The organism is Rahnella sp. BIGb0236 (assembly GCF_004364755.1).
Classification (GTDB): domain Bacteria; phylum Pseudomonadota; class Gammaproteobacteria; order Enterobacterales; family Enterobacteriaceae; genus Rahnella; species Rahnella victoriana.
The window spans coordinates 115701-142021 of sequence record NZ_SOAO01000009.1 but is presented as its reverse complement, the minus strand read 5'-3'; the positions used below and the strand labels follow the sequence as shown (position 1 = coordinate 142021).

Here is a 26321-nt window from a genome sequence, read left to right as displayed (position 1 = left end):
CCATGTCAGCGCCACATCCTTTCGGCCATGAGATCACTGAATCCTCACTGACGGAGAAATTCGCGTCATTCCGTCAGTGGGAAGATCGTTATCGTCAGTTAATCCTGCTGGCGAAATCGTTGCCACCGCTGGATCCGTCACTGAAAACACCCGACCACGAACTGTCTGGCTGTGAAAATCGCGTCTGGCTCGGTGCGGAAAAAACGGAGAACGGGACGATGCACTTCTATGGCGACAGTGAAGGGCGGATCGTCAAAGGTTTGCTGGCGGTTCTGCTGACCGCCGTGGAAGGCAAAACACCGCAAGAAATCTTAAAGCGGGATCCGCTGGCGTTGTTTGATGTTCTAGGTTTGCGGGAACAACTCAGCACCAGCCGTTCCAGCGGACTGAACGCGCTGGCAGAAGGCGTGATCGCCCTTGCCCGTCAGGCTGCCTGAGCCGCCTGACGCTGCGCTTTCGCCATCATTTTTTTCAGAACGTGAGACACGGCGACAAAACCAAAGGTGGCGGTGACCATCGTCGCCGCGCCGAAGCCGGACGCGCAATCCATCCGTTTCGGGCCTTCTGCCGTTGCCCGTGAAGCGCACACTGAGCCATCCGCCTGCGGGTACATCAGCGGTTCACTGGAAAAGACACAATCAATCCCCAGCTTCCCTTTACTGTTTTTCACCACGTTGAAATCATTTTTCAGCCGTTCGCGCAGTTTTGCCGCCAGCGGATCCTGAATGGTTTTCGCCAGATCCACGACGGAAATTTGTGTCGGGTCAATCTGTCCGCCCGCGCCGCCGGTAGTCACCACCGGGATTTTAAAACGGCGGCAATAGGCCAGCAGCGCCGCTTTTGGCCGCACACTGTCGATGGCATCAATCACATAGCTAAATCCCTGACTGAGCATCTCTACGTTGTCCGGCGTGATGAAATCGTCGATACAGGTCACCTTGCATTCCGGGTTAATCGCCAGAATACGCTGCGCCATGATTTCCGTTTTCGCCTGCCCGACATTTTCACGTAACGCGTGGATTTGCCGGTTGGTGTTGGTCACGCAGACATCATCCATATCAATCAGCGTGATCGCGCCAATTCCCGTACGGGCCAGCGCTTCCGCAGCCCATGACCCCACTCCGCCAATACCAATCACACAGACGTGAGCCTGTGAGAACAGCTCAAGCGATTGCTGGCCATAAAGCCGGGCAGTGCCGCCAAAGCGTTGCTGATAAGCGTCGGAGTATGTTGCTGTCATGAAAAAATAAACCTCAGTACGTTATGTCGAAATCTAGTTTGATGGTGCGTAAGCCGTGAACAGCGGTTTGCCGTTCTGCGCTGATTTTAACACCCAGACGCGCCCGTAGTGATTATAAAATCCTGCGGAATGTCCGGCGTCAGGGCCAATCCCCTGATACATATCGAAATGTTGTCCTTTTATCGCCCCGCCAACATCCAGCGCGACCATCAGGCGCATATGATATTTACCGGTGAACTTGCCTTTATCGTTAAGCTCCGGCACTTCTGCCAGCAACGTGGTGCCCGCCGGGATCAGCGAACGGTCAGACGCCACGGAGGCTTTGGCAATCAGCGGCACACCGCTGGCACCGCGCACCGGGGCGAAAGGCTCAGGTTTGAAGAACACGAAAGACGGGTTTTGCTCCAGCAGCTCACGCACCTCTGCCGGGCTGTGGGTATCTGCCCACTGGCGGATCGCCTGCATCGACATGTTCTCGCGCGCCACTTCGCCACGGTCAATCAGCACTTTGCCGATGCTGCGGTAAGCATGGCCGTTTTTACCGGCATAACCGAAGAACATAAACGGACGACCGTCGCCGTAATCAACATAGCCGCTGCCCTGCACTTCCATCATGAAGTTATCCATCAGGGAGTTAGTCCAGGCCACGACGTAGTTTTCGCTCAGCGCACCGGAGTAAATAGAGGCGCGATCCGGCAGACGTCCACGTTTAGGTGGCATCCGGTAAAGCGGGTACTGGAATTCGCCCTGACGGGTATAGCGTGCCTGCACCACCGGCGTGTAATAGCCGGTCAGTTGCACGTTACCAAAATTGTCGGCCCCTTCCATCTGATAGGCACTGATGCCGTACTGGCTCAGATTGCGGGTATCCGCGCCGGAGCGCAGCCACTGCTCGACGGCCTGAAAGGTGGTGTTATTGCGGCCATATAAAGAAGAAGAGGCGATCTGAACGGCGGCCACCTGATTGGAGTAATCCAGCGCATTCACCGGCTTGCCTGTGGCGTTCGGCTCATTCACGTATTCGAGCGCGTTATCCAGACGGCCATCCTTATATTGCTGACCCCGGTCAGTCGGTCGCGAAGAACAACCCGCCAGCACCGCCAGCACCAAACCACCCAGCAGATACTTACTCCAACGTCCTTTCATTATTGCCGCGCTCTCTTACTTTCAGGGAAATGACTGGCGAAACGATAACAAACGGACTATCAGAAAGGAATTGCCACAGTCGAAAAAAGTGTACTGAGCCAAATTGGACCTCAAACGGCCATTTTGTGGATAAAAAGCCAGCAACTAAGTGCTTTATTTGAATAAATTCAAAAAAGGGTTGCACGAAATCTCATGGGGAGTATAGTTCGCCTCCATCGGACGCGGGGTGGAGCAGCCTGGTAGCTCGTCGGGCTCATAACCCGAAGGTCGTCGGTTCAAATCCGGCCCCCGCAACCAATTCGATTTCGATGCATGAAATGCTCAGTTGAATTGTACGATGAAGTAAAGCAGTATACGGACGCGGGGTGGAGCAGCCTGGTAGCTCGTCGGGCTCATAACCCGAAGGTCGTCGGTTCAAATCCGGCCCCCGCAACCAATTCGAGACCGATGCATGAAGATGCTCAGTTCGGATAATGTGATGAAGTAAAGCAGTATCAGTAGTGACGGACGCGGGGTGGAGCAGCCTGGTAGCTCGTCGGGCTCATAACCCGAAGGTCGTCGGTTCAAATCCGGCCCCCGCAACCAACTACTAAAACAAGCAGTAAAGTAAAAACAACAAGCACCTTAACGGGTGTTTTTTTGTATCTGAATTCCGGCAAACCCCGGGAGTCGTCATCCCGCCCTGCCTTACTCATCCCCTCGCCGACATCCCACCTTGCGCGAAGTACGCTTTGATCCCTGCCAGAATGGATTCCGCCACCTGCTGCTGAAAATGGGACGTTCGCAATTTTTTCTCTTCATTGATGTTACTGATAAATGCCGTTTCGACCAGAATAGACGGAATATCCGGCGCTTTCAGCACGGCGAATCCAGCCTGATCCACTTTGTTTTTGTGCAGATGATTAATCTTCCCCATACGGGTCAGCACTTCTTTGCCGAATTTCAGGCTGTCGCTGATGGTCGCGGTCTGAACCAGATCAAACATCGTATGATCCAGATACCGGTCGCCGCTTTTACTGACGCCGCCTATCAGGTCAGATTCATTCTGCGTTTGTGCGAGAAAACGTGCTGCTGAACTGGTGGCACCTTTGGTCGATAAGGCAAATACCGACGAGCCTTTCGCGGCACGGCTGGTAAAGGCATCCGCATGGATAGAGATAAAAAGATCGGCCCGTAGCTTTCGCGCCTTGGCCACACGCACTTTCAGGGGAATAAACACGTCTTCATTGCGCGTCATGTGCGCTTTCATGTTGGGTTCACGCGCGATCAGTTTTTGTAACTTGCGGCCAATCTGTAGCACCACGTCTTTTTCACGGGTTTTATATTTGCCGATAGCCCCCGGATCTTCGCCGCCATGCCCGGGATCGAGCATGATCACCAGCGGACGGCTTCTGCCCGCCTGTCCGTCTTTCGGCGTTTCCGGCGGCAGGTTTTTCGCCACATCCCCGCGGTTATAATCTTCCAGCAAGGCCAGCAGCGGATCATCTTGTGCGGTGACTTCCCCCTCTTGCGGATACAGATCAACCACCAGCCGGTTATGAAACTCCGCGACCGGTTTCAAAGTGAAAACATGCGGGCTGATGGCGCGCTTGAGTTCCAGCACCATGCGAACCGTTTTGGGATCAAACTGCCCCACCCGCGCCTGACGGATATAAGGATCGCTCTGCTGAACCTTTTCACCCAGACCTTTAAGGACGCTGTTGAGATGAACGCCTTCGATATCAATGACCACGCGCGGCGGATCGCTGAGCAAAAACTGTTTATATTTTAAGGGGGTGCTGGATTCGAGGGTGATGCGGGTATAGGTTGAAGAAGGCCAGATACGCACGGCGATCACCTGCGAGCTGGCAGCAAAACCCACTTTACTCACACTGAGCATCCAGGAAGCAGCTACGGTTTGCAGGAGGCGTCGTCTTCCGGGATTGTGAGTATCGTCAGTCATGCAGTCTCAAAAAGTCTTCAAAAGTAAAAAATAGAGGATAAAAAAAGCAGGTTACGAATTCTAACGAATCATATCCTGCAAGTCATTCCTAAACATTTACCCGATTAATCAGTTTGTTGACTGTTTGTCATAAGTGTTAAAACAAAAACAGAGATTTCCTGCTTGCCACAGCCCCCCAAAAGAATAAAAATACAAAAATTACGAATAAAAATTCAAACGAGGTTTTGCCGTGAAGGAACGTAGTACTGAACTGGTTCAGGGATTTCGCCACTCAGTTCCCTATATTAATGCTCACCGTGGCAAAACATTCGTTGTCATGCTCGGTGGAGAAGCCATTGAACATGAGAACTTCAGCAACATTGTCAATGATATCGGACTGTTACACAGTTTAGGCATCCGTTTGGTGGTGGTGTATGGCGCCCGCCCGCAGATTGATGAGAACCTTTCTGAGCATAATTACGAACCGATTTATCATAAAAACATTCGCGTCACCGATGCCCGTGCTCTCGAACTGGTCAAGCAGGCCGCCGGTTTGTTACAGCTCGATATCACGGCGCGGCTCTCGATGAGTCTGAATAATACGCCACTGCAAGGCGCGCACATCAACGTGGTCAGCGGTAACTTTATCATCGCTCAGCCTTTGGGCGTCGATGACGGGATTGATTACTGCCACAGTGGCCGTATCCGCCGTATCGATGAAGAAGCCATTCACCGTCAGCTCGACAGCAACGCCATTGTGTTGCTCGGCCCGGTAGCGGTTTCTGTCACGGGTGAAAGCTTCAACCTGACGTCTGAAGAAGTGGCGACGCAACTGGCGATTAAACTGAAAGCGGAAAAAATGATCGGCTTCTGTTCTTCGCAGGGAGTGATCAACGAGGAAGGCAACATCATTTCCGAACTGTTCCCGAATGATGCACAGCTGCGAATCGACCAGATGGAATCCAGCGGAGATTATCTTTCCGGTACCGTGCGGTTCCTGCGTGGCGCGGTGAAAGCCTGCCGCAGCGGTGTCCGCCGCAGCCACCTGATCAGTTATCAGGAAGATGGCGCGCTGGTTCAGGAACTGTTCTCCCGCGACGGCATTGGTACGCAAATCGTGATGGAAAGTGCCGAACAAGTGCGCCGCGCCACTATCAATGATATTGGCGGCATCCTTGAGCTTATCCGGCCGCTGGAACAACAAGGTATTCTGGTTCGCCGTTCCCGCGAACAGCTGGAAATGGAAATCGATAAATTCACCATTATCGAGCGGGACAACCTGACCATTGCCTGCGCGGCGCTCTACCCGTTCCATGATGAAGGGATCGGCGAAATGGCCTGCGTGGCGGTTCACCCGGATTACCGCAGTTCCTCACGCGGTGAAATGCTGCTGCAACGTGTTGCCAGCCAGGCGAAACTGATGGGGCTGAACCGGCTGTTTGTCCTGACAACCCGCAGCATTCACTGGTTCCAGGAGCGCGGCTTCAAACCTGCGGAAGTGGATGTTCTGCCGATTCAGAAACAGGAAATGTACAACTACCAGCGTCGTTCAAAAATCCTGATTGCTGAACTCTAGAAACCTGCAAACCATTCTGAGGCCGTAAAAAAGGACGCTCATGCGTCCTTTTGTTTTTCCCTGAATATCAGCAGGTTATTTAGCCGCATGAGGCTCAAATGCCTGTTGCAACGTTGAGGTATCCGGCCAGGTTTTAAAGCCTGCAGGCGCGGCATATTGCGGTGTCTTGCTGTCATTCCCTGAAACCTGTGACAACATCGCCAGACCATCCTGTTGAATCACGGCCTGATGGAAGTAATCCGCCAGTTGAGTTTGTGTCAGCCCCGCAATCACCCGGATGACATTCGCACGGGTATCAAACTGAGGATTCCCGCGACTGAAGTCATTGCCAAGACGATCGGCTTCTTCATCTAAGGTCTGCGGACGCTGCTGCATTTCATTTACCAGTCCCTGCTTATATTGCAGGAACTCATCATCCTTCATCTCACGCAGACGCTTTTCAGCCTGCGGATAAAACGCCAGATAACGCTGATACAGAAAGTCGGGTTGCTTGCTGTTGCTTTGCAGCAGGAAACCAATCCCCCACTGCTTCCCGACCGGGATAGGGAAAGCAAACACGGCATAGCCTAACTGTTCCTGTGTGCGAAGCTGACTGTAGAACCACGGCTGAATAATCTGCCCGAGCAGCGCGCTGTAGCCCATGCTTTGCACTTCATCGTAACCGGTAGGTACATACACCGCCGCCAGCGCGGAGTCTGAACTGGTACCGACACGCTGGATATTGGCTTTGAGCGGCTCTGTGACCTCAGCCTGCTTACCCCGCCACCACTGCGTCCCGTGTGCACCCAGCTTTTGCATAATCTGCTGAGACATCGCCTTAACCTGATCAGCCGTCATATTGCCCACGACCATCACTTCCACGGCCGCATGATGAACCAGCTGTTCACGGTAAGCATTCACATCATCCAGCGTGATGGCGGAAACCAGCTTCTCACGCTCGCTGCGCTCGGTATAAGGCACGCGGGAAAGGAGCTGAACAGGTTGCAGCGCCAGTTCAAAGGCTTTGCCTTTGTCCGCCGACGCCAGCCGTTCCAGATACCAGGACTTGGCCTGATCAAGCTGTTCCTGAGTCGGTTTAAAATCGGGATAGTTATCCACCAGCGCCGCCAGTAAATCCGGCAGGCACTCGGTAAAACCGGTGGCGGTAAATTGCAGACCGTTGTCCGGCGAGGTCCCGAACGTGATCCCACCAATGGAAGCCTGATAGCTCAACTGATCAAATGCCACGCCGGTGAGGTAATCCGTCAGGCCATATAACACCTGATTTTTAGCCGTGCTGAGTGCCTGCTCATTGCGGAAGGACACCGTCACATTCGCCTTAGGCTCGTCAGCAAAATAACGGCTCGGCATGTAGAACACACGCAGCCCTTTATCTTCAACCAGTAACTCAGGTTTTGTCGCTTTGGAATCTTTGGTGACAAGCGCCAGAGAGTCCGGGATGTAAGGATTGAGCGCAGGCAAAGACAGCGAAATGCCATTCTCCAGCGTAGCCCATCGCTCAAACGTTTTTGGCGGCACCTTATCTGTCTCGTAAGGGGCATTCACAAAGTACGCCACCTTATTGTGCGGCTCGTTCGGGCTGATGATCCAGTAACGCGCATTTTGTGGCGTCATTTCCGTCAGGCGAGATTCTATCGCTTTAGGATCATACTGGTCGGTCAGATAAGGCGAGTCGAGAACGTGTTCAACAGGCACGCGCAGCATGGTATCCACCAGCCATTCGACGTAATCCATATCGCGGGTTAGCGCCGGATAGCGGAAGTCGAGCGCCATGACATGTGCGATTTCATCAAAGTAGGATTTTTTTATGCCCTGCGCGCGGATCTCATTGAGGTAATTGAAAATAGCCGCAATAACGGTATCCCGTTCCGCCAGGCCTTTATCCGTTAGGGAAACGGATATATTGAATACACCCATATTGCGGTTAACCATCGGGTCAGCACCTGCGCTGATCCCGTCGGCATACCCCTGTTTCTGCAACCAGTCAGACAAAGTGTTCGGGCTGCGGTTACCAATCAGGTAACTGATATAGGTATCCGTTTTACTGCGGAAATCTGCACTGTTGTTATCAATGGCAAATTCCACGCGCAGTTCTTTACGCGGCTGTGCGGGAACAAAGTGTATGAACTCACCTTTCTGCGCAGCGGTTAATGTCGGTACCGTTATCGCCGGTACTACCGCGTGATGATTGGCGATCTGCCCGAACGTTTCTGAGGCCAGATCAGCAAGCTCCGGCAGGGGTTTATTACTGTAAATCACGCCCACCATCAGATTGGCAGAATAGTAACGTTGATAGAACGCGGTCAGCTGGTCATGTAATTTACTGCCCGGCTTATCTTTCAATGTATCCAGATTACCACCGGAAAAACGGGCAGCCGGATGCGCGGGGTTTAAGGTTTCAGCACGAACCTGCGCCATGCGCATGCCGTCCCGCGAACGGGCCATTGTCAGTTCGGCGTTAACAGCATTACGTTCGCGGTCACCGTTGGCAGGATCCAGCAAAGGCTCACCGATGGCATCCGAAAGACGATCGACGGCTTCCGGCAAAGCGTCATTTTCCACCTCGAGATAGAACGCGGTGCGGTAAGACGCCGTGCTGCCGTTATGGCTGCCGCCATGTTTCTTCAGGAATTCTGACAGGCTTTCCGGCTGAGGATATTTCTTCGACCCCATCAGCAACATGTGCTCAGTATAATGGGCCAGACCCAGCTGAGAATCAGGGTCTTCCAGCGAGCCGACCGGGATAGCCAGTGCGGCGAGTGACTTGGGAGCTTGAGGATCAGACACCAGCAAGACTGTCATATCATTGGCCAGTTTGATGGCCTGATACTGACGCGGGTCGTTCTGACTTTTATTGATAGCTTGTGCGTATGGCTGCCATTCGGCTGCACCAGAGACAACAGGGGCCCAAAAGGTCAATAACAACAGTAACCCGGAAATTCGGGTAACCTGTTTCAACATTGCCACTCTCCCTCAATCGAATAAACGTGCCACACGGGCAATAAAATAAGCGGTTCAGTTATCCATGAACCTCAACCAGCCATTTTCTGCGGTTGACTCTGTTCAGACCCCGCCGGGACAGGATAGTTGTAAAAAAATCCATCGGGCTGTCCTGTCTGAGATTTCATTCAACCCATGCCATAAAGTCAAATGCTCCCGAGAGGGAAAAATCACCCTGTTAAACCACTCTAAGCTGTTAGCCCACCATTGCAAGGGGCTTAACGCTATTTTTGCCCTACATTTAGCGGTTCACCGTCTCTTATTCTGAGAAGTTATCTGCAGTAAAAGCGCTGCAACCCCGCCTGATATTTTGCAGGGGTTTGGACGACCACACTGACCAGCCCGCACGATTTTCCGGCGAAAGCATCAGACAGCTGATAATCCCAGCCTTTTGCCAAAATCTCTGCGCCCTTTCCTGTTACTGAACAGGCTTCAAGCTGTGAATGTGCATCTTCCCATGCCTGCTGAACCTGCCACTGACGCATAAAGCCATAGGTCAGTACCTGATAATAATTCAGCAAACCCAGCAGCGAAACGGACAGCAATAGCATCGCGATCAATACTTCCGCCATGCTGAATCCGTGCTGCGTTGCGTTGCGGTTATTCATTGCAGATTCGCTCATCTGCTTCAGGACAAAAATCCAGCCATCCCTGCTTTAGCGGTAAAAAGCCCGAACTGCCGTCGGCCTGTTCCTCCCTGCTCACCTGCTGATAAAGCATGACCGGTTCGCTGTCATCCGTCATTCGCCCCTCGCCGCGCACCAAAAAAATATCTTCCCGCAATGACGGTCTGACGCAGGCTCTGCCTTTTCCCGTGACCACCACGCCCGATGCCACATTCAGACATTGCCATTGTGGTTCCTGCACATTTCTCCAGGGCTGACGGATGCCCCAGGATAAGGCTGACGCGGCATTTTCCCAGGCAATTACATAACGGTGCTGATTTGATGTCAGCGCCAGCCCCGCTGAAAGCTGCTGTTGCAGGGCGTTGAGGGCAAGCAGACCCAATCCCATCATGACCATCACGCTCAATATCATGGCACTCCCCTTTTGTCGTAGCAGGCCAACACTTTGCATGTCAGTGCGCGTTCTGCGGCTCATAAGGCATGCCCGGCCAGCACGTCGGTGACTTGCCGGTGAATTAACGGCTCGTTGCTCCAGCTGGCTCCCAGTTGCAGGGTGTAAAGGCTACCCGGATAAATTCCCGCCGTTTCCGTCACCCTAAAGGTTGTGACCTTAACTTCTGACGTATCGAGAAGCTTTTCCCAGCCGGAACTGCTGCAGTCCCCCGCCCCGCGTTGGATTTCAATGCTCCCCTGATGCAGGCGATAGCCAAAATACTCAGACTCCGCAGTGTCTTGTTTTTCCCAGCGTCCGTTGCGGTTCAGGTCATACTGAACAATAACGCATGAACCGGTGGCTTCACCGGCAGCGTTACCGATAATGACCGGTTTGCCGTCACAGTCGCCGTTGCAGAAACCCGCTCGCCGGAGATCTTTCGCGACGGTAAAAAGCGTCTGACGCAGCAGTTGTTCCAGCTGATAATGCCTTCCCAGGCTCTGACTTCTCTGACGTATCAGCGGATAGAGCTGCGCGACGCTGAGCATCAGCATGCTGCCAATCCCCATCGCAATCATGACCTCTGGTAAGGTGAATCCCTGACAGCGCGAGGTCATCACTGGCATACCCCGATACCAAGCAAAGGCTGAGTTTCACTGCATATGCGCAGCCGCCCTCTGGCGGAAAGCACTACCCGCAGGCTTCCGGCTGAATTTTTCAGGGTCAGATGTCCGGCCATTGCCGCGTTACGCAGTCCGTAAAAACCCATCGATTTGTTGGTAAAATCGAGCAACTCAATATCCGGATCAGTGAGGGTAAGGATTTTACCGGTCGCATGATGACAATCAGCAGGTCGGGTTCCCGTTCCCACGCATCCGGCGCGCCCTTCGACCGCCCATAACACCGCAGAGCGATTGTAATGATTGGCTTCAGCCTGAGTGCCATACAGTGACATCCGCAACTGCTGGGCATGTTGTTCGAGCGTCAGGGCCTGCTGATAACTGCGCCAGCTGTGTATTCCCCATAACGTACACATGGCCACCAGCGCCACCACGACCATCATTTCAACCAGCGACATTCCCTGCTCTCCTGCACGCTTATCTGTTTTCATGCGGTCAAAATAGGCGTTTAGATTTTTACTGCCAGCGGCAAAAGCATTTTTTCCAGGATGTCTTCAGAGCAATCGCTGCAACAAAACGCACGCGACAGAAAGTTTGCGTGATGTCTCGCAGGGATAACATCCGGATGAAAATCGGAGTGGGATTCGTCAGGAAAAAGAGTAAAAAGTGCAGCAGGAAACGTGAAGAGAGGTAAATCACCGCCTGACGACAGGGTCAGGCGGTAAACAACGGAGAATCAGATCGCGACAGGCGCTTTGATCGCAGGATGCGGATCGTACCCTTCAATCTCAAAATCTTCGAAGTTGTAATCAAACAAGGAGGCAGGTTTGCGTTTAATCACCAGTTTTGGCAAGGCCCGTGGCTCACGGGTCAGTTGCAGATGGGTCTGGTCCATGTGGTTGCTGTAGAGATGCGTATCGCCACCGGTCCAGACAAAGTCACCGACTTCCAGATCACACTGTTGCGCCATCATATGCACCAGCAGCGCATAGCTGGCGATGTTAAACGGCAGGCCGAGGAAGATATCGCATGAACGCTGATACAGCTGACAGGATAATTTACCGTCGGCCACATAGAACTGGAAGAACGCATGGCATGGCGCCAGCGCCATCTGATCCAGTTCGCCCACGTTCCATGCAGACACGATAATGCGGCGCGAATCCGGGTCTTTTTTCAGCTGTTCAACCACGTTTGCCAGTTGGTCGATTTGCTTGCCATCAGCAGCGCCCCAGGCGCGCCATTGCTTACCGTAAACCGGTCCGAGATCGCCATTTTCGTCAGCCCATTCGTCCCAGATGCTGACATTGTTATCACGCAGATAGGCGATGTTGGTTTCGCCTTTCAGGAACCACAGGAGTTCATGAATGATGGAGCGCAAATGACAGCGTTTAGTCGTGACCAGCGGGAAGCCTTCCTGCAAGTTGAAACGCATCTGATGACCAAAAATCGACAACGTGCCAGTACCGGTACGGTCGGCTTTAGGGGTGCCCTCGTCGAGCACTTTCTGCATTAAATCCAGATACTGTTTCATGTTACCTCACGACAATTGTTTCTGCGGACGGCGATATGCCCAGACCATCATAATCAGGCCAATGACAACCATTGGAATGGACAGCACCTGTCCCATGCTGATGACCCCGTCGAACAGGCCAAGCTGTGCATCCGGCTGGCGGAAATGTTCAACGATGATGCGGAATAAGCCATAACCGATCAGGAACAAGCCTGATACCGCGCCCATCGGGCGTGATTTGCGGATAAACAGGTTCAGGATGATGAACAGTACGATGCCTTCAAGCAGCAGTTCATACAGCTGGGAAGGATGGCGCGGCAATACGCCGTACTGGTTCAGCAAAGGCTGCCATTTAGGATCCGCGGCGGCAATCGCGATATCTTCCTGACGGGAACCGGGGAACAGCATCGCCCAGGGCACATCGGTGGTCACACGGCCCCACAGTTCGCCATTGATGAAGTTGCCTAAACGACCAGCCCCCAGACCAAACGGGATCAGCGGCGCGATAAAATCGGCAACCTGGAAGAAGTTGCGTTTGGTACGACGGGCAAAAATCAGCATCACCACGATCACGCCAATCAGGCCGCCGTGGAAGGACATGCCGCCATCCCAGACTTTGAAGAGATATAGCGGATTTTCGAGGAACAGAGGCAGGTTGTAGAAGAAAACGTAACCGATACGCCCCCCGAGGAACACCCCGAGGAAACCGGCATAAAGCAGGTTTTCGACTTCGTCTTTGGTCCAGCCGCTGCCTGGCTTATTGGCACGGCGCACCGCCAGCCACATCGCGAAGACAAAACCGACTAAATACATCAGTCCGTACCAGTGGAGAGATACCGGTCCGATTGAGAAAATCACCGGATCAAACTGGGGAAACGCCAGATAGCTGTTGCTCATCTATCACCACAAATTGTTTATCATTATTGCCCGGTCAGGGGCCAGCAGGGAGCGAATAGTAGCATAGCCGGAAGGTTTTCCGGGGCTAAGCCGCTGGAAAAGTTCTGTAAAAAATCATCTCATCCTGTGCCGCAAGGCCATCAGGATGAGCATAACGCAGCGCAGAACGTGGCGTCCGGCGCTTATTTACCCCCACGGATCAGGCCGCCCAGTCCGCGTCGTTCCATAAATGCAGCGGTCATATGACGCACATCGGTGGTGAAATGCGCCTGCAATACCCGTCCGGCCAGCTCTTCGGCGTCATGCAATTCGATACGGCGCAGCAGGTATTTCACACGGGCGACGCTGCGGCCGTTCATGCTGAGATTACGGAAGCCCATGCCGGTGAGCAGCAGAGCCCCCATCGGATCACCCGCCATCTCACCGCACAAACTGACATCCAGTCCGGCCGCTTCTGCGCTGGTAACGATTTGCTTGAGCACCCGCAACATCGCCGGATGCAGGCTGTCGTAAAGCCCGGCGACCCGCGTATTATTACGATCGACAGCAAGCAGATATTGCGTCAGGTCGTTGGTGCCGACCGAAATAAATTCTACCCGCCCGGCCAGCGCAGGCAGCATAAAGACCATCGACGGCACTTCAATCATCACGCCAAGGCGGGTTCGTGGCAGCTCATAACCCAGCTGTTCTTCCACCTCGCGCCCGGCGCGATCGATTAAACGCCGCGCCTCATCAATCTCTTCGAGGCTGGTGACCATCGGCAAAAGAATGCCGAGATTACCGGTCGCGGCATTAGCACGCAGCATGGCGCGCACCTGGATCAGGAAAATTTCCGGCTGATCGAGGGTAATGCGGATGCCCCGCCAGCCCAGACACGGGTTTTCCTCGCTGATGGGCATATAAGGCAGTTGTTTGTCCGAACCGATATCCAGCGTGCGCAGCGTCACCGGCTTTTGCGGAAACAGCTGTAACATGCCCTGATATTGCGCGACCTGCTCTTCCTCGGAAGGGAAACCGCTTTGCAGCATGAACGGTATTTCGGTGCGGTACAGCCCGACACCGTCAACGCGGCTGCCAAACAGTTTTTCGTGATCGGCACTCAGACCGGCATTGAGCATGACTTTCACCCGCTCGCCGCTTTTCAGCGCCGCCGGTTGCTCAACGTCGTCTTCAGCCTTCTGACTCAGCTCCATTTCTTCGCTGATCAGTCGCTTATATTCCGTGACCAGCACGGCTTCCGGGTCAATCAGCAACTCACCGCGATAACCGTCGACGATCAGTTGCCGCTGGCTGAGCAGGGCTGGCTGGATGTCGGCGCCCATAATGGTCGGTACGCCCATCGCACGGACTAAAATTGCCGCATGGGAGTTGGCCGCACCATCACGTACCACCACGCCTGCCAGCCTGTCTTGCGGCACTTCCGCCAGCAAGGTGGCAGTCAGTTCATCGGCGACCAGTATGAAACGTTCTGGCCACTGCGTGTTGCCCTGAATGGTGTCATCGAGATGAAATACCAGACGCTGGCCCAGGGCGCGTAAATCACTGCCGCGCTCACGCAGATAGGTATCCTGCAGGCTGGCAAATTGTGCAGCGAACTCTTCAACCACCTTTTTGACCGCCCACTCGGCCACCGCACCCTGATCTATCTGGGCGAACAATTCGCGTTTGAGACGGGCATCGTTAAGCAGGTGGGAATAGAGATCGAAAATCGCGGCGCTTTCTTTCTGTGCGCTGGCGGTGAAGCGTTTGCTGAAACGGCGGAATTCCGCACCGGCATCTTCCAGTGCGCGGGTCAGGCGTTCGCGTTCACGCACGGTATCAAGCGTGGACGCCATATAAACATGGTCGAGCGAAGGCTGCGAGCTGTCCTGCCAGCCGATGCCTATCGCCACGCCCGGCGATGCCGCAAGTGCCCGGACGCGGGTCTGGCGGAAACGCCCGTAAAGGACATTCAGCTGTGCCTGAGAGAGGATCGCCGCCAGCTGAGTCGCCAGCGTGACCATAAATGACTCTTCACTCTCGTCGAACTGACGGTGTTCACGTTGCTGAATAACCAGCACGCCCAGCAGCTGACGACGGTGAATGATCGGCACGCCCAAAAAGGATCGGAAAAGATCTTCTTTTACGGCAGGAATGTATTTGAAGCTGGGATGGCTCTGCGCATCGGCAAGGTTGATGGGTTCTGCCAGACGCCCTACCAGTCCGACAATCCCCTGATCAAAGGCCAGCGTAATAGTCCGCCCGCGAGGTTTTTTCAAACCTCGCGTCGCCATCAGGTAATAACAACGGCGGTCATTGTCAGCGAGATAGACGGAACACACTTCTGTGTCCATCGCCAGGCAGGTTTCGTTGACCAGTACGTCCAGCGCATCATTGAGGCTGGACGCCATTGCTACCTTTTCAACAATTTCTCGCAAACGCGTGAGCATCTCTTCGTGACTTAGCCTCTTTTACGACGATAAGCGGGTGATGTCCTGGGAAGAGAGACTTCCTGCATCGGCATAATCGTAGTGGAAAACTCTTTCATGACGCGCCGGTAAACATCGCGTTTGAATGACACCACCTGACGAACCGGATACCAGAAACTCACCCAACGCCAGCCATCAAATTCAGGCGTACTGCTGCGCTGCATATTGATATCAGCATCGTTACACATCAGTTGCAGCAAGAACCATTTTTGCTTTTGGCCGATACAAACCGGCTTTGTGTCCCAACGCACCAAACGTTTTGGCAATTTATAACGTAACCAGTTACGGGTTGAAGCCAGAATACGCACATCTTTACGGCCAAGCCCCACTTCCTCAAACAGCTCGCGGTACATGGCCTGCTCAGCGGTTTCGCCGGGGTTGATGCCCCCTTGCGGAAACTGCCAGGAGTGCTGGCCGTATCGTCTGGCCCACAACACCTGACCCTGCTTGTCACAGATTACAATACCAACATTCGGGCGGTAGCCATCATCATCGATCACCGGACTACCTCAATAGCTTAAACTCATAGATGTTCTGATTGTTTCATACTACCAACAGGCGGTAAACCACTGGTTAATGCCGAACCGCATGAATAAAAATGGGATAACTCACAGTTATACGCCAAGTTATAAACAGATTTTTGAAATCACCCGCGATTTTATTCACTTTTTCTGTGGATAGATATGTGAAGAACTTCATAGTAAGCGGGGTAAAACTCTGCGAAACTTATTTTTATCCCAAAAATTAAATCCCATTAACCCCCTTTAAAACATAACGATAAAGACATTTCACACAGTTATCCCAGGGCAAAAAATGAGAGTTATCTCACACTCGAAAGTGATCTGGCGAAAGATCCACCAATGTCGTTTTTATCCACAGCGATCGCCTAAAAGTTGACGCAGTCAGCTCAAAAATTGGATAAAACCCCGCGCGTCAAGCCTGTAAATCGAACCAGTGATCGGATTAAGACGAGGTTATCCAAGAAATCTGTGGATAAGTAGGTGGAAGATCCTGTTCATTGTCGCCTTCAACAGGTGATCAACCTAATCATTTGAGAACAAAACAGGCCAGAAAGCGAAAAAAAACCTAAGGCAAATCATGCTATTATTTCATTGTTCCACAGGGATAAGTTTTTATTCCCTGTGCCCGACAAAAGCAGTACGAAATTTAATCTATTGAGTGAGCATTGTTTTTTATGTCTATTCCTTTGCCAGCCACCCTGCCCCCGCACAACGAACAGGCACTGTTGCTCCGCGCGCAATCTCTGGCGGGTCATACATTGGGTGAACTTGCCACCCACGCCGGGCTGCCTATTCCTGAAAACCTGAAACGGGAAAAAGGCTGGGTCGGCATGTTGCTCGAGGTCTATCTCGGTGCGGTGGCAGGAAGCAAACCGGAGCAGGATTTCGCTGACCTCGGTATTGAGCTGAAAACCATCCCCATTGATTCCCGTGGCAGGCCGCTGGAAACCACGTTTGTCTGCGTCGCCCCGTTAACCGGCAACAGCGGCGTAACGTGGGAAAACAGCCATGTGCGCCACAAACTCGCGCGGGTGCTGTGGATACCGGTGGAAGGAGAGCGTCAGATCCCGCTGGCGGAGCGCCACATCGGCGCGCCCTTATTGTGGCAACCCTCGCAGGAAGAAGACGACCAGTTGCGTCAGGACTGGGAAGAACTGATGGATTTGATCGTGCTGGGCAAAGTGGAAAGCATCACCGCGCGTCACGGGGAATTTCTGCAAATACGCCCAAAAGCCGCAAACAGTAAAGCGCTGACCGAAGCGATCGGGGAATTCGGCCAACCGGTGATGACGCTGCCGCGTGGCTTCTATCTTAAGAAGCGTTTCACCGCCGCGCTGCTGGCCCGTCATTTTCAGCTTTAACCGATATCATTTTCCGACGCCGGCGGCATAGTTTGCTACGCTAAATTGTGACTCTCTTCGGTACTGACAAAAAGGAATGTTAACCATGATGAAGAAAACGTTGATGGCAGCAGGTGCTGCGACTTTGGTGTTGGGTCTCGCGGGTTGTGCCAGCGACTATGTGATCTCAACCAAAGACGGCAATATGATCCTGACCGACGGCAAACCCAAGCTGGATAAATCCACCGGTCTGCTGAGTTATACAGATGAGCAAGGCAATGACCGCCAGATCAACAATGATAATGTCAGCCAGGTCATGAAGCGTTAAGCAGGATTTCTCTTTACCCTGAGGGAGCCGGTTCTCATGACTGGCTCTTTACATTTTATCCCCCGCCCGCGCCGTTTCTCCCGCACACACTGCCACTTCCCCCATCTGCCTGCCTTGTATATAGTCAGTTAAGGCGCTTTTTCTAACAGGCTGACATTCTCAGATATAAAGGAAGACCGGCAATGCAATATCACCGTATACCCCACAGTTCTTTAGAAGTGAGCTTACTGGGACTTGGCACCATGACTTTTGGTGAACAAAACAGCGAAGCCGACGCCCACCAGCAACTCGATTACGCCGTTGCGGCGGGCATCAACCTGATTGATACCGCAGAGATGTATCCCGTTCCGCCGCGCCCTGAAACGCAGGGTCTGACGGAAAGCTATATCGGCAGCTGGCTGAAAGCCCGGGGCAACCGTGAGAAAATTGTTCTGGCGAGCAAAGTCTCCGGACCTTCCCGTGGCAGTGACAACGCCATTCGCCCGGCTCAGATGCTGGATCGCAAAAATATCCGCGCGGCACTGGATGCCAGTCTTCAACGTCTGAACACGGATTATCTGGATCTCTATCAGTTGCACTGGCCGCAGCGCCAGACCAACTTCTTCGGCAAACTGAGCTATCAGTACACCGAAGAGCAATCTCCGGTGACCTTGCTGGAAACGCTGGAAGCGCTGAACGAACAGGTACGCGCCGGTAAAATCCGTTATATCGGGGTGTCGAACGAAACCCCGTGGGGCGTGATGCGTTATCTGCAACTGGCGGAAAAACACGATCTGCCGCGTATCGTTTCCATTCAAAACCCGTACAGCCTGCTGAACCGCAGCTTTGAAATCGGGTTGTCGGAAATCAGTCAGCATGAAGGCGTGGAATTGCTGGCGTATTCCAGCCTGGCCTTCGGCACGCTGAGCGGTAAATACCTCAACGGCGCGAAACCGGCCGGAGCGCGTAATACACTGTTCAGCCGCTTCACCCGTTATTCTTCACCGCAGGCGGAAGCGGCGATTGCCGAATACGTGGCGCTGGCGAAGAAACACAATCTGGATCCTTCACAGATGGCGCTGGCCTTTGTGCGTCAGCAACCGTTCGTCGCCAGTACGCTGTTAGGGGCGACCACGCTGGAACAGCTGAAGATCAACATCGACAGTCAGGATGTGACGCTTGATGCGGAAATCCTCGCGGATCTGGAAAATATCCACAAACGCTTCACCATTCCGGCGCCATAAGCACCGGATTGCAGGCAACAAAAAAGGGCGCTGAGCGCCCTTTTCTTTTATGCCAAATAACATTACGCCAGACGGCGTTTCTGCATGTTCTTCCAGATCCACAACCCGGCGATCGCCAGCGCGAACACCACACCGAATCCGATGCCAATTGCCACTACCGGCGCACCCGCCATCACCACCAGCGAATACAGACCGAGCATCAGCAGCATGGCGGTGTTTTCTCCAAGGTTCTGCACGGCAATGGCATTCCCCGCGCCGACAGAGATTTTCCCGCGATGCTGTAACAACGCATTCAGCGGCACCACAAAGAAACCGCCCAGGATCCCCACCACCACCAGCACAATGTAGGAACTCAACATGCTGGTTTGTAACGCAAATACCACCACGGCAATGCCGATGGCAACGCCCGCGGGCAGGCAGCGTTTGACGGTGTCCAGACGGATCAGTTTCGCTGCCGCGCCCGCACCCAGCACAATCCCGATCGCCACCATGGCGTTGAGCAACGTCGGGGTTTTGTTATCGGTGATACCCAGCGCCACCGGCACCCACAGCACCAGCAGGAAGCGCAGCGTCACGCCTGCGCCCCAGAACAAACTGGTGCCCATCAGCGAGAAGCGGGTTTCGCCGTCCTGCCACAGTGTTTTACAGGCGGAGAAAAATGTCCGGCTCATGTTTGCCGGATTCCACGACTGCCCCGGACGCGCCGGGTTCAGCTTCGGAATAAACCAGTTCGCCGCTACCGCCGCGCCGTATGCCAGCACGCAGATACCGAGCGCCGCCAGAATGCTCCAGTCCGCCAGCGCCCCACCGGCCACAGACCCCAGCAGGATCGCGGCAATGGTTGAGGCTTCCATCAGGCCGTTGGCTTTTACCAGCTGTTCGCCGCTGGCGATCTCGCCGAGAATGCCGTATTTCGCCGGTGAATACGCCGCGGCACCGATGCCGACCAGTGTATAACCGAGGAACGGGTTCATTCCGGCGCAAATCACCGCCGCCCCTGCCAGTTTCAGCAGGTTGGCGACCATCATGACGCGGCCTTTAGAGAAGCTGTCAGCGAACTGCCCGACAAACGGCGCGAGGATAATATAGGTCGCCACAAACGCCATCTGTAACACCGGCTGACTCCAGTCGGGATACAGCTGTTGTTTGATCAATGCCAGCGCGGCAAACAGCAGGGCGTTATCGCCAAAAGCCGACAGGAACTGCGCCACAATTACGGCGGTCATACTTTTTGACATCAGCGGCCCGGCGGCCGCCACTGAAGGCTGACTCATGCCTCACTCTCCGGTTTTTCTGCCATCTCGCGCAGGGTGACAAAATCGGGTTTACCGCTGCCCAGCAACGGTAAGGCTTTAACGACACGAATATCACGCGGCACCGCCAGCTCCGGCAGCCCGAGTTCACGGGCGGCTTTGCTCAGCGCATCGCGACGTAATTCAGGATCAGTGGTGAACAGCACCAGCGCCTCGCCTTTGCTGGCATCGCTGCGTGAGGTCGCCGCGTGCTGTTTATCCGGTGACGCGCTGATCGCCAGTTGTTCGACACTTTCCAGCGAGACCATTTCCCCTGCCAGTTTGGCGAAACGCTTCACGCGACCCCGGATGGCGCAGTAACCTTTTTCATCCAGCGTGACGATATCACCGGTGTCATACCAGCCCGCCTGCATCTCGCCTGCGGCATTTTCAGCCTGTGGCCTTTCCAGTACGCCCGGATTTTCCACGCGCAGGTAACCTTTCATGATGTTCGGCCCGCGCAGTTGCAGACGACCGCCTTCTTCGATTCCCGGAACGGTAATCAGACGTGATTCCATGCCCGGCAAAATCTTACCGACGGTATTCACTTTGGTCGCCATCGGCACGTTAATCGCCACCACCGGCGCACATTCGGTCACGCCGTAGCCTTCCAGAATGCGGATACCGAATTTGTTCTGCCAGATTTCTTTGGTGCTTTCAGACAGTTTTTCCGCCCCCGCCACCACATAACGCAACCGCGCGAAATCATACGGATGCGCGAAGCGCGCATAATTGCCGAGGAAGGTTGAGGTGCCGAACAGCACGGTACAGTTCTGGTCGTAAACCAGTTCCGGCACGATGCGGTAATGCAGCGGGCTGGGATACAGGAATACCCGCGCGCCGGTCATCAGCGGGGTCAGCAAGCCGACCGTCAGGCCAAAGGCATGGAACAGCGGCAGCGACGACATAAAGCGGTCACGCGGCGTGAAGTCAGCCACGGTACGGATTTGCTCAACGTTCGCCAGCAGGCTGGCGTGGGAATGCACCACCCCTTTCGGATTGCCTTCTGAGCCGGAGGTAAACAGCACCAGCGCCGCATCGTCCGCTTGTTGCGGCAACATCGCACGGCGCGGGAAGATCAGATGGAACAGGATCCACAGCTTATCCTGCGTGGTCACGGTATCTTTCAGATCTTCCAGATAGACCCAGTTCGCCTCCGGCACATTTTCCGGCAGATGCGTCAGTTTGCCTTTCTCAAGGAACTGGCGGGAGGTCACGATGGTTTTGATCTGCGCGGCTTTCATCGCGCTTTGCAGCCCTTTCGCCCCGGCGGTGTAGTTGAGCAGCGCCGGAATGCGGTTGCGCATCGACGCGCCAAACAGCGCCGCCGCCATGATGGTGGCATTCGGCAGCAGCATGCCGACGTGCTCACCCTCGCGGGTAAAACGTTGCAGGATGCGGCTGACGCCGAGACATTTTTTCAGCAGGCCCTGATAGGAATCTTCTTTGAAGGCGATATCGGCGATGCAGGGTTTGCGGCGGCCATAACGGGTTTGCGCAGACAGCAGCGCCTGATACAGCGTTTGCGGCTCGCGGGTGTCCATGCGCGCCTGCATCATGATCTGATGTAAGTGCTCACCGGCCAGCACGCGGCGGTCGCGGGAACGTGCGGCCTCCGGCATCGGAATGGTGGTTGGCGGTAACAGGTTGATAGTGACTTTCGGGAACCAGCGGATTTTAAAGCTGCCGAACAGGCGGCCAAACGGCGTGTATTCCGCCCCGTCGATACGCACCGGGATCACCGTTGCGCCAGACTTCGCCGCCACAAAGGCCGCGCCGTCATAAATCTTCATCAGTGAGCCGGTCACCGTGATGCGACCTTCCGGGAACACAATCACCGGACGCCCTTTTTCGACCTGACGGATGAGATGCTTGATCGCCATCGGTTTGGTCGGATCCAGCGGCATGAAATCCACGTAGGGTTTCAGCCAGCGCATAAACCAACTGTCCGTGATGTTGGAATACACCGCAAATACCGGTTTGATCGGCAGGAAAAGCACCAGCAGCATGCCGTCAATAAACGAAACATGGTTAGGCGTGAGGATTAAACGCGGGTAATCAAAGTTGTTTTTCACCGGGGTCACCGTGACCCTGAACATCAGACGGAAAAGCCACCTGAACGCGGCGAAAAGAAAGTTATACATGTTTGCCATCTCCTTATGTGTCATCCCTGATCTTGAAAGAAAAAGGTTGGGGAAACAGCATACTATAAGCCGCTGAAAAATGACGACAGTCAGAGAGAGTTTAGGAGGGAACTGATCGGTGTGCCGGAATTGAGGCAAAAAAAAACCTACGCATCCGCGTAGGTTGGTGCAAATTTAATCGGTATCAACATGCAGAGCACGTTGATGATTCACCAATCAATACCTCTGGGACGTTCAATTTAGCTGGTTTATGAGATCTACCGCCAGCAGGCAATCGAAACATAATCCCGCAAAATGTAACCAGTGGTGAAAATAGGCCCGATTTATCTCAAAAGAGCCTAACTGATTAAAAAGACGCTAAACAGCTTCAACGTCGACTAAGCAGCTCATGGCGTTCGGCCCCTGCGTCAGACGCGACGTGCCGATGTCGAGCGTCAGCACATTCGGGTTGCCGGCTTGCTCGGTTTTCTGCCATTGACCGCCAAAGCCCGGATCAAACCAGGCGCCGGTGGACATCAGCACCACGCCGCGCGTGATCCCGTCGTTCAGCGACACGCCCGCCAGACAACTGCCGCGTGTATTGTGCACTTTCACCCGGTCGCCGTTTTTCAGCTGACGGCTGCCCGCATCTTCCGGATGCATAAACAGCGTCTCTTTTCCGGCGGTTTTGTTCGCCTGCGCCAGCGGTGACTGATCAAGCTGGCTATGCAGACGATCTTTCGGCTGGATGGAAATCAGGTGCAGCGGCCACTGTTTCGCGCTTTCTGCCCCCAGCCATTCCACCGGCGGCTGCCATTCCGGATGCGGCGCAAAATCTTTGTAACCGTAACCGGCGATGGTTTCAGAGAACAGTTCGATTTTTCCGCTGTGCGTCCCGAGCGGGTTTGCACGCGGGCTTTTACGGAATTCCTCAAAGAACACGTAATCTTTTTCCGGCATCGGCAGCTCAACAAAACCGCGTTCCCAGAAGGTGTCGAAGTCCGGCCATTCCACGCCGGTGCCTTTCTGCGCTTCACCGCACTGACGATAAATATGGCGCAGCCACTGATCTTCGTTGCGGCCCTGGGTGAACTGCTCGCGGTAACCGAGACGATCCGCAATGTCTGCGAAAATATCAAAATCGTTACGCGCCTGATGCTGAGGGGGAATGGCCTGATGCATCGCCAGCACGAAGCGGTCACGCGACGATCCGCCGATATCGTTACGTTCCAGCGACGTGGTCGCAGGCAGCACGATATCCGCCATCTGCGCCGCCGGTGTCCAGACGTTATCCTGCACAATCACCGTGTCCGGTTTCTGCCAGCCTTCCACCAGACGGTTAAGCTGCTGATGATGATGGAACGGATTACCGCCCGCCCAGTGCACCAGATGGATATCCGGATAATGCAGCGTCTCACCCTGGAATTCATACGGCTGGCCGGGATTGAGTAGCATGTCGCTGATACGCGCCACCGGAATCGACAAACCGGACGGATTCGGTCCGGCGCTGACGGCTGGCCCCGGCGTGTCATAACGCGGATTGCCCACGCTGTTCATCGAGCCATGACCGAACGAGAAGCCGCCGCCCGGCAAACCGACCTGCCCGAGCATGGCGGAGATGGCGATCATCATCCAGTAAGGTTGCTCGCCGCGGTGGGCGCGCTGCACGGAATAGGAACAGGTGATAAAGCTGCGTACGCCGATCAGATCGTCAGCCAGACGCGCAATACGTTCAGCCGGTACGCCGGTGATGTCGCTCGCCCAGTCAGGGGTTTTCGGGATGCCGTCCGTGTCGCCACGCAGATAGGCGGCAAGCTGCGGATAACCGACACAGTGGCTGGCCAGAAACGTGTCGTCCTGCGCATCGCGGCGCTGAATTTCATAGGCGACCGCCATCATCAGCGCGGCGTCGGTGTTCGGGCGGATCGGGATCCACTCGGCATTAACGAATTCCGGGCAGTCGTCGCGCATCGGGCTGATGTTAATGACCCGGGTGCCTTTCTTCGCCAGCTGTTCCAGCGCCGGTTTCAGGGTATGTTCCACTGCGCCGCCGGACGCCACCTGCGCATTTTTCAACGCCAGTCCGCCGAACGCCACCAGGATCTCAGCATGTTCCACCACGCTCGGCCACGAGGTCACGCGCCCGGTCAGCGGGGTAAACGTCCCGATAACATACGGCAGGAAGAACTGCGCCGAACCCCAGCTGTAGTTGCCCTGCTGATCCACGCCACCGCCGCCAGTGAAATAAAAACGACGCACCAGCGAACGGGCATGATGCAGACGACCGGCGGATGACCAGCCGTAAGAGCCGTTGAAAATACCGGACGCACCGTAGCGGTCACGCACGCGTTTATTCTCTTCAGCCACCAGATCCAGCGCCAGATCCCAGTCCACTTCGACGAAATTTTCACGGCCACGCAGCGAGCGATCGCTGTTTTCGCGGTGTTTCAGCCACGACCGGCGCACGGCAGGTTTACGGATACGTTTGTCGGAATAAACCAGCGGCGCAATGGAATCGAGTAAAGGGGAAGGATCGGCATCGGCCTGATAAGGCTCGCAGCGGATCAACCGGCCATCTTCCACCACAGCGGTATAAGCGCCCCAGTGGGCCAGTTGCGGATAGCGTTTTATCGACATAATGTCTGTTTTTTCTCAGCGCAGATAAATGGCCTTAAAAATACCATTCACTGCGCTGATAACTCAAAGCACAAATGTGGATAAACCGAAAAGGGGATTTTCTCCCCATTATTTATCGTTTGAAAAGAGATGATCCTTTCAGGCCTGCGGCTGCGCGATGACCGGCGGTAGCCAGCTGTTGTAGCCGAACGCGCGGCGGCCAATGACGATCAACATCAATCCTAAGATCAGCGCAAAAATCAAAATGATGGCGATGATTTGCAACGGCATAAAGCTGCCTGCCAGTGCTGTCACCGCCAGACCGCTCACGGGGACCGAACACATATTCATCAGACCAATCAGCCCCATGGTTTTCCCCAGATGTTTCTGCGGAATAATCTGGCTGCGTAAGGTGCGCAGGTAGACGCTGAATGCGCCGTCAAACGCCATCAGTAAGGCGTAACCGGCCAGATACATCGCGTAATCGAGTGAAAGCGACATCAGCGCACCTGACAATATCATGCCGCAAAACGACAGGGTTCCCAGCGTGGAAAGCCCGAAGCGTTTGGCAATCCGCGGCACAAAGAAAAACGTCACGATGGTGACAAGCGCCGCCGAGGTCTGTAATACGCCAAAGTAACTCTCAGGCAGATGAAACTCTTTGAGGATCACCGCCGCACTCACCACCAGCGCTGCACCGTACACCAGATTCACCACCCAGGTCAGCGCACACAGATGCAGCAGGATTTTATTCTGCTTAAGCACCTGAATCGCCGTCATGTTGGATTGCAAAATGGAACGCAGACTCATCTTCTCTGCCACTTCAAGGTCATGCGTTTCGAGGAACAGATAGTTGATGGCAGAGACGGCAAACAGCACGGCGGCGCAGGCTAAAATCGCCCCGACGCCACCATAGACGGAAATGGCCACTGCCAGCGCCGGGCCGAGAACCTGCGTGGTCTGGTCGACACCCTGTAACATGGAATGGGCTTTCGGCAGCGTCTCTGCGGGAATATGGCGCGGTAACAGCGCCTCAGTGGCAACAAAGTTCAGGACATAGGCCACTGACAGCAGCGCCATCATGACCGCCAGCACCGGAAATGTGGCGCCGGGATGAAAGGTCAGGGTCAGGAAAGCGACCACCATTAACACGCAGCGTCCGGCTTCCACGTTAAAGAAGATAAAACGGGGCTTAATACGGTCAGCCAGAAAACCTGACAGCGGGAAAAACAGAATGCGCGGCAGCCATTCAATCACGAATGCCAGCGAGGAAAAGGTAAGGGAACCGGTCGCTTTCAAAATCGCCAGCGGCACGGCAAACAGCAGAAACTGATCGCACAGTGACCCGGCAAAGCGGGAAAAGACGAAACGTTTTAATCCAAAACGATCACTGTTCATATCGTTGCTTTCCTTAAAAAAAGTTCGGGAGCCACCCCGCATG

General features: G+C 54.4%; 21 protein-coding genes and 3 tRNA genes. 8 read left to right on the top strand and 16 right to left on the bottom strand.

All coding sequences use genetic code 11. The features are described from left to right. Window positions 1-2 precede the first annotated feature (2 nt). Window positions 3-437 (top strand): cysteine desulfurase sulfur acceptor subunit CsdE, encoded by a 435-nt coding sequence (csdE, locus tag EDF78_RS17910; RefSeq protein WP_133823602.1) that lies wholly within the window; start codon window positions 3-5, stop codon window positions 435-437. Here the strand turns inward: csdE and tcdA are convergent. Beyond that, window positions 425-1240: a tRNA cyclic N6-threonylcarbamoyladenosine(37) synthase TcdA gene (gene tcdA, locus EDF78_RS17905; protein WP_119822832.1), complete on the bottom strand. Its 816-nt coding sequence runs from the start codon at window positions 1238-1240 to the stop codon at window positions 425-427. The genes csdE and tcdA overlap by 13 nt on opposite strands. Before the next feature lie 33 nt (window positions 1241-1273). Beyond that, window positions 1274-2386, bottom strand: coding sequence for a murein transglycosylase A (gene mltA / locus EDF78_RS17900; RefSeq protein WP_133823601.1), 1113 nt, complete (start codon window positions 2384-2386; stop codon window positions 1274-1276). Between the two features lie 220 nt (window positions 2387-2606). On the opposite strand from mltA, the gene EDF78_RS17895 reads away from it, so the two are divergent. The 3 genes from EDF78_RS17895 (at window position 2607) to EDF78_RS17885 (ending at window position 2971) form a co-directional block, all read left to right on the top strand. Further along, window positions 2607-2683, top strand: a tRNA-Met gene (locus EDF78_RS17895). A gap of 62 nt (window positions 2684-2745) precedes the next feature. Next, window positions 2746-2822: transfer RNA gene (locus EDF78_RS17890), tRNA-Met, on the top strand. A 72-nt stretch (window positions 2823-2894) separates the two neighbouring features. After that, window positions 2895-2971: transfer RNA gene (locus tag EDF78_RS17885), tRNA-Met, on the top strand. A 106-nt stretch (window positions 2972-3077) separates the two neighbouring features. On the opposite strand, the gene amiC is transcribed toward EDF78_RS17885, so the two are convergent. Next, window positions 3078-4328, bottom strand: coding sequence for an N-acetylmuramoyl-L-alanine amidase AmiC (amiC, locus tag EDF78_RS17880; RefSeq protein WP_095923235.1), 1251 nt, complete (start codon window positions 4326-4328; stop codon window positions 3078-3080). A gap of 229 nt (window positions 4329-4557) precedes the next feature. Between amiC and argA the strand changes: the two genes are divergently transcribed. Beyond that, on the top strand, window positions 4558-5883 hold the full coding sequence (argA, locus tag EDF78_RS17875; RefSeq protein ID WP_133823600.1) for an amino-acid N-acetyltransferase: 1326 nt from the start codon (window positions 4558-4560) through the stop codon (window positions 5881-5883). A gap of 75 nt (window positions 5884-5958) precedes the next feature. On the opposite strand, the gene ptrA is transcribed toward argA, so the two are convergent. From ptrA to rppH, 9 genes are all read right to left on the bottom strand, one after another. Next, entirely contained in the window at window positions 5959-8844 is a 2886-nt protein-coding gene (ptrA, locus tag EDF78_RS17870) for a pitrilysin (RefSeq protein WP_133823599.1), read from the bottom strand. 311 nt (window positions 8845-9155) lie between these two features. Further along, the gene (locus EDF78_RS17865; protein WP_095925206.1) at window positions 9156-9491 is read right to left on the bottom strand and encodes a prepilin-type N-terminal cleavage/methylation domain-containing protein; all 336 of its coding nucleotides are present in this window, start codon (window positions 9489-9491) and stop codon (window positions 9156-9158) included. Further along, window positions 9484-9984, bottom strand: coding sequence for a YgdB family protein (locus tag EDF78_RS17860; RefSeq protein ID WP_232769369.1), 501 nt, complete (start codon window positions 9982-9984; stop codon window positions 9484-9486). The genes EDF78_RS17865 and EDF78_RS17860 overlap by 8 nt, the downstream gene beginning before the upstream one ends. Then, window positions 9981-10568 carry a prepilin peptidase-dependent protein gene (locus EDF78_RS17855; RefSeq protein ID WP_095923239.1) on the bottom strand — a complete coding sequence of 196 codons (588 nt, stop codon included), beginning with the start codon at window positions 10566-10568 and terminating at the stop codon, window positions 9981-9983. The genes EDF78_RS17860 and EDF78_RS17855 overlap by 4 nt, the downstream gene beginning before the upstream one ends. Continuing rightward, complete coding sequence (locus EDF78_RS17850) at window positions 10559-11053, bottom strand: prepilin peptidase-dependent protein (protein ID WP_279586833.1); 495 nt, start codon at window positions 11051-11053, stop codon at window positions 10559-10561. The genes EDF78_RS17855 and EDF78_RS17850 overlap by 10 nt, the downstream gene beginning before the upstream one ends. A 245-nt stretch (window positions 11054-11298) precedes the next feature. Further along, window positions 11299-12093 (bottom strand): thymidylate synthase, encoded by a 795-nt coding sequence (thyA, locus tag EDF78_RS17845; protein WP_131693859.1) that lies wholly within the window; start codon window positions 12091-12093, stop codon window positions 11299-11301. 6 nt (window positions 12094-12099) lie between these two features. Beyond that, window positions 12100-12969, bottom strand: coding sequence for a prolipoprotein diacylglyceryl transferase (lgt, locus tag EDF78_RS17840; RefSeq protein WP_095923242.1), 870 nt, complete (start codon window positions 12967-12969; stop codon window positions 12100-12102). A 182-nt stretch (window positions 12970-13151) separates the two neighbouring features. Further along, a complete protein-coding gene (ptsP, locus tag EDF78_RS17835; RefSeq protein ID WP_095923243.1) occupies window positions 13152-15398 on the bottom strand; it encodes a phosphoenolpyruvate--protein phosphotransferase in 2247 nt (748 codons plus the stop codon). An 11-nt stretch (window positions 15399-15409) separates the two neighbouring features. Beyond that, a complete protein-coding gene (gene rppH, locus EDF78_RS17830) occupies window positions 15410-15937 on the bottom strand; it encodes an RNA pyrophosphohydrolase (RefSeq protein ID WP_013574162.1) in 528 nt (175 codons plus the stop codon). Window positions 15938-16632: 695 nt separating this feature from the next. Between rppH and mutH the strand changes: the two genes are divergently transcribed. The 3 genes from mutH to EDF78_RS17815 all read left to right on the top strand — a co-directional run bounded on the left by mutH (window position 16633) and on the right by EDF78_RS17815 (window position 18849). Further along, window positions 16633-17319, top strand: coding sequence for a DNA mismatch repair endonuclease MutH (gene mutH / locus EDF78_RS17825; RefSeq protein WP_131693860.1), 687 nt, complete (start codon window positions 16633-16635; stop codon window positions 17317-17319). 88 nt (window positions 17320-17407) lie between these two features. Further along, entirely contained in the window at window positions 17408-17626 is a 219-nt protein-coding gene (locus EDF78_RS17820; RefSeq protein ID WP_166654471.1) for a YgdI/YgdR family lipoprotein, read from the top strand. 182 nt (window positions 17627-17808) lie between these two features. After that, window positions 17809-18849 carry an NADP(H)-dependent aldo-keto reductase gene (locus EDF78_RS17815; RefSeq protein ID WP_095923246.1) on the top strand — a complete coding sequence of 347 codons (1041 nt, stop codon included), beginning with the start codon at window positions 17809-17811 and terminating at the stop codon, window positions 18847-18849. A gap of 62 nt (window positions 18850-18911) precedes the next feature. On the opposite strand, the gene lplT is transcribed toward EDF78_RS17815, so the two are convergent. From lplT to EDF78_RS17795, 4 genes are all read right to left on the bottom strand, one after another. Next, window positions 18912-20123, bottom strand: a complete 1212-nt coding sequence (gene lplT, locus EDF78_RS17810; RefSeq protein WP_095923247.1) for a lysophospholipid transporter LplT — start codon at window positions 20121-20123, stop codon at window positions 18912-18914. Further along, complete coding sequence (aas, locus tag EDF78_RS17805) at window positions 20120-22285, bottom strand: bifunctional acyl-ACP--phospholipid O-acyltransferase/long-chain-fatty-acid--ACP ligase (RefSeq protein ID WP_095923248.1); 2166 nt, start codon at window positions 22283-22285, stop codon at window positions 20120-20122. Before aas ends, lplT begins: the two co-directional genes overlap by 4 nt. Before the next feature lie 357 nt (window positions 22286-22642). Further along, complete coding sequence (locus EDF78_RS17800; RefSeq protein WP_133823596.1) at window positions 22643-24901, bottom strand: molybdopterin guanine dinucleotide-containing S/N-oxide reductase; 2259 nt, start codon at window positions 24899-24901, stop codon at window positions 22643-22645. A gap of 138 nt (window positions 24902-25039) precedes the next feature. Further along, complete coding sequence (locus tag EDF78_RS17795) at window positions 25040-26278, bottom strand: MFS transporter (RefSeq protein WP_131693862.1); 1239 nt, start codon at window positions 26276-26278, stop codon at window positions 25040-25042. Window positions 26279-26321 lie beyond the last annotated feature (43 nt).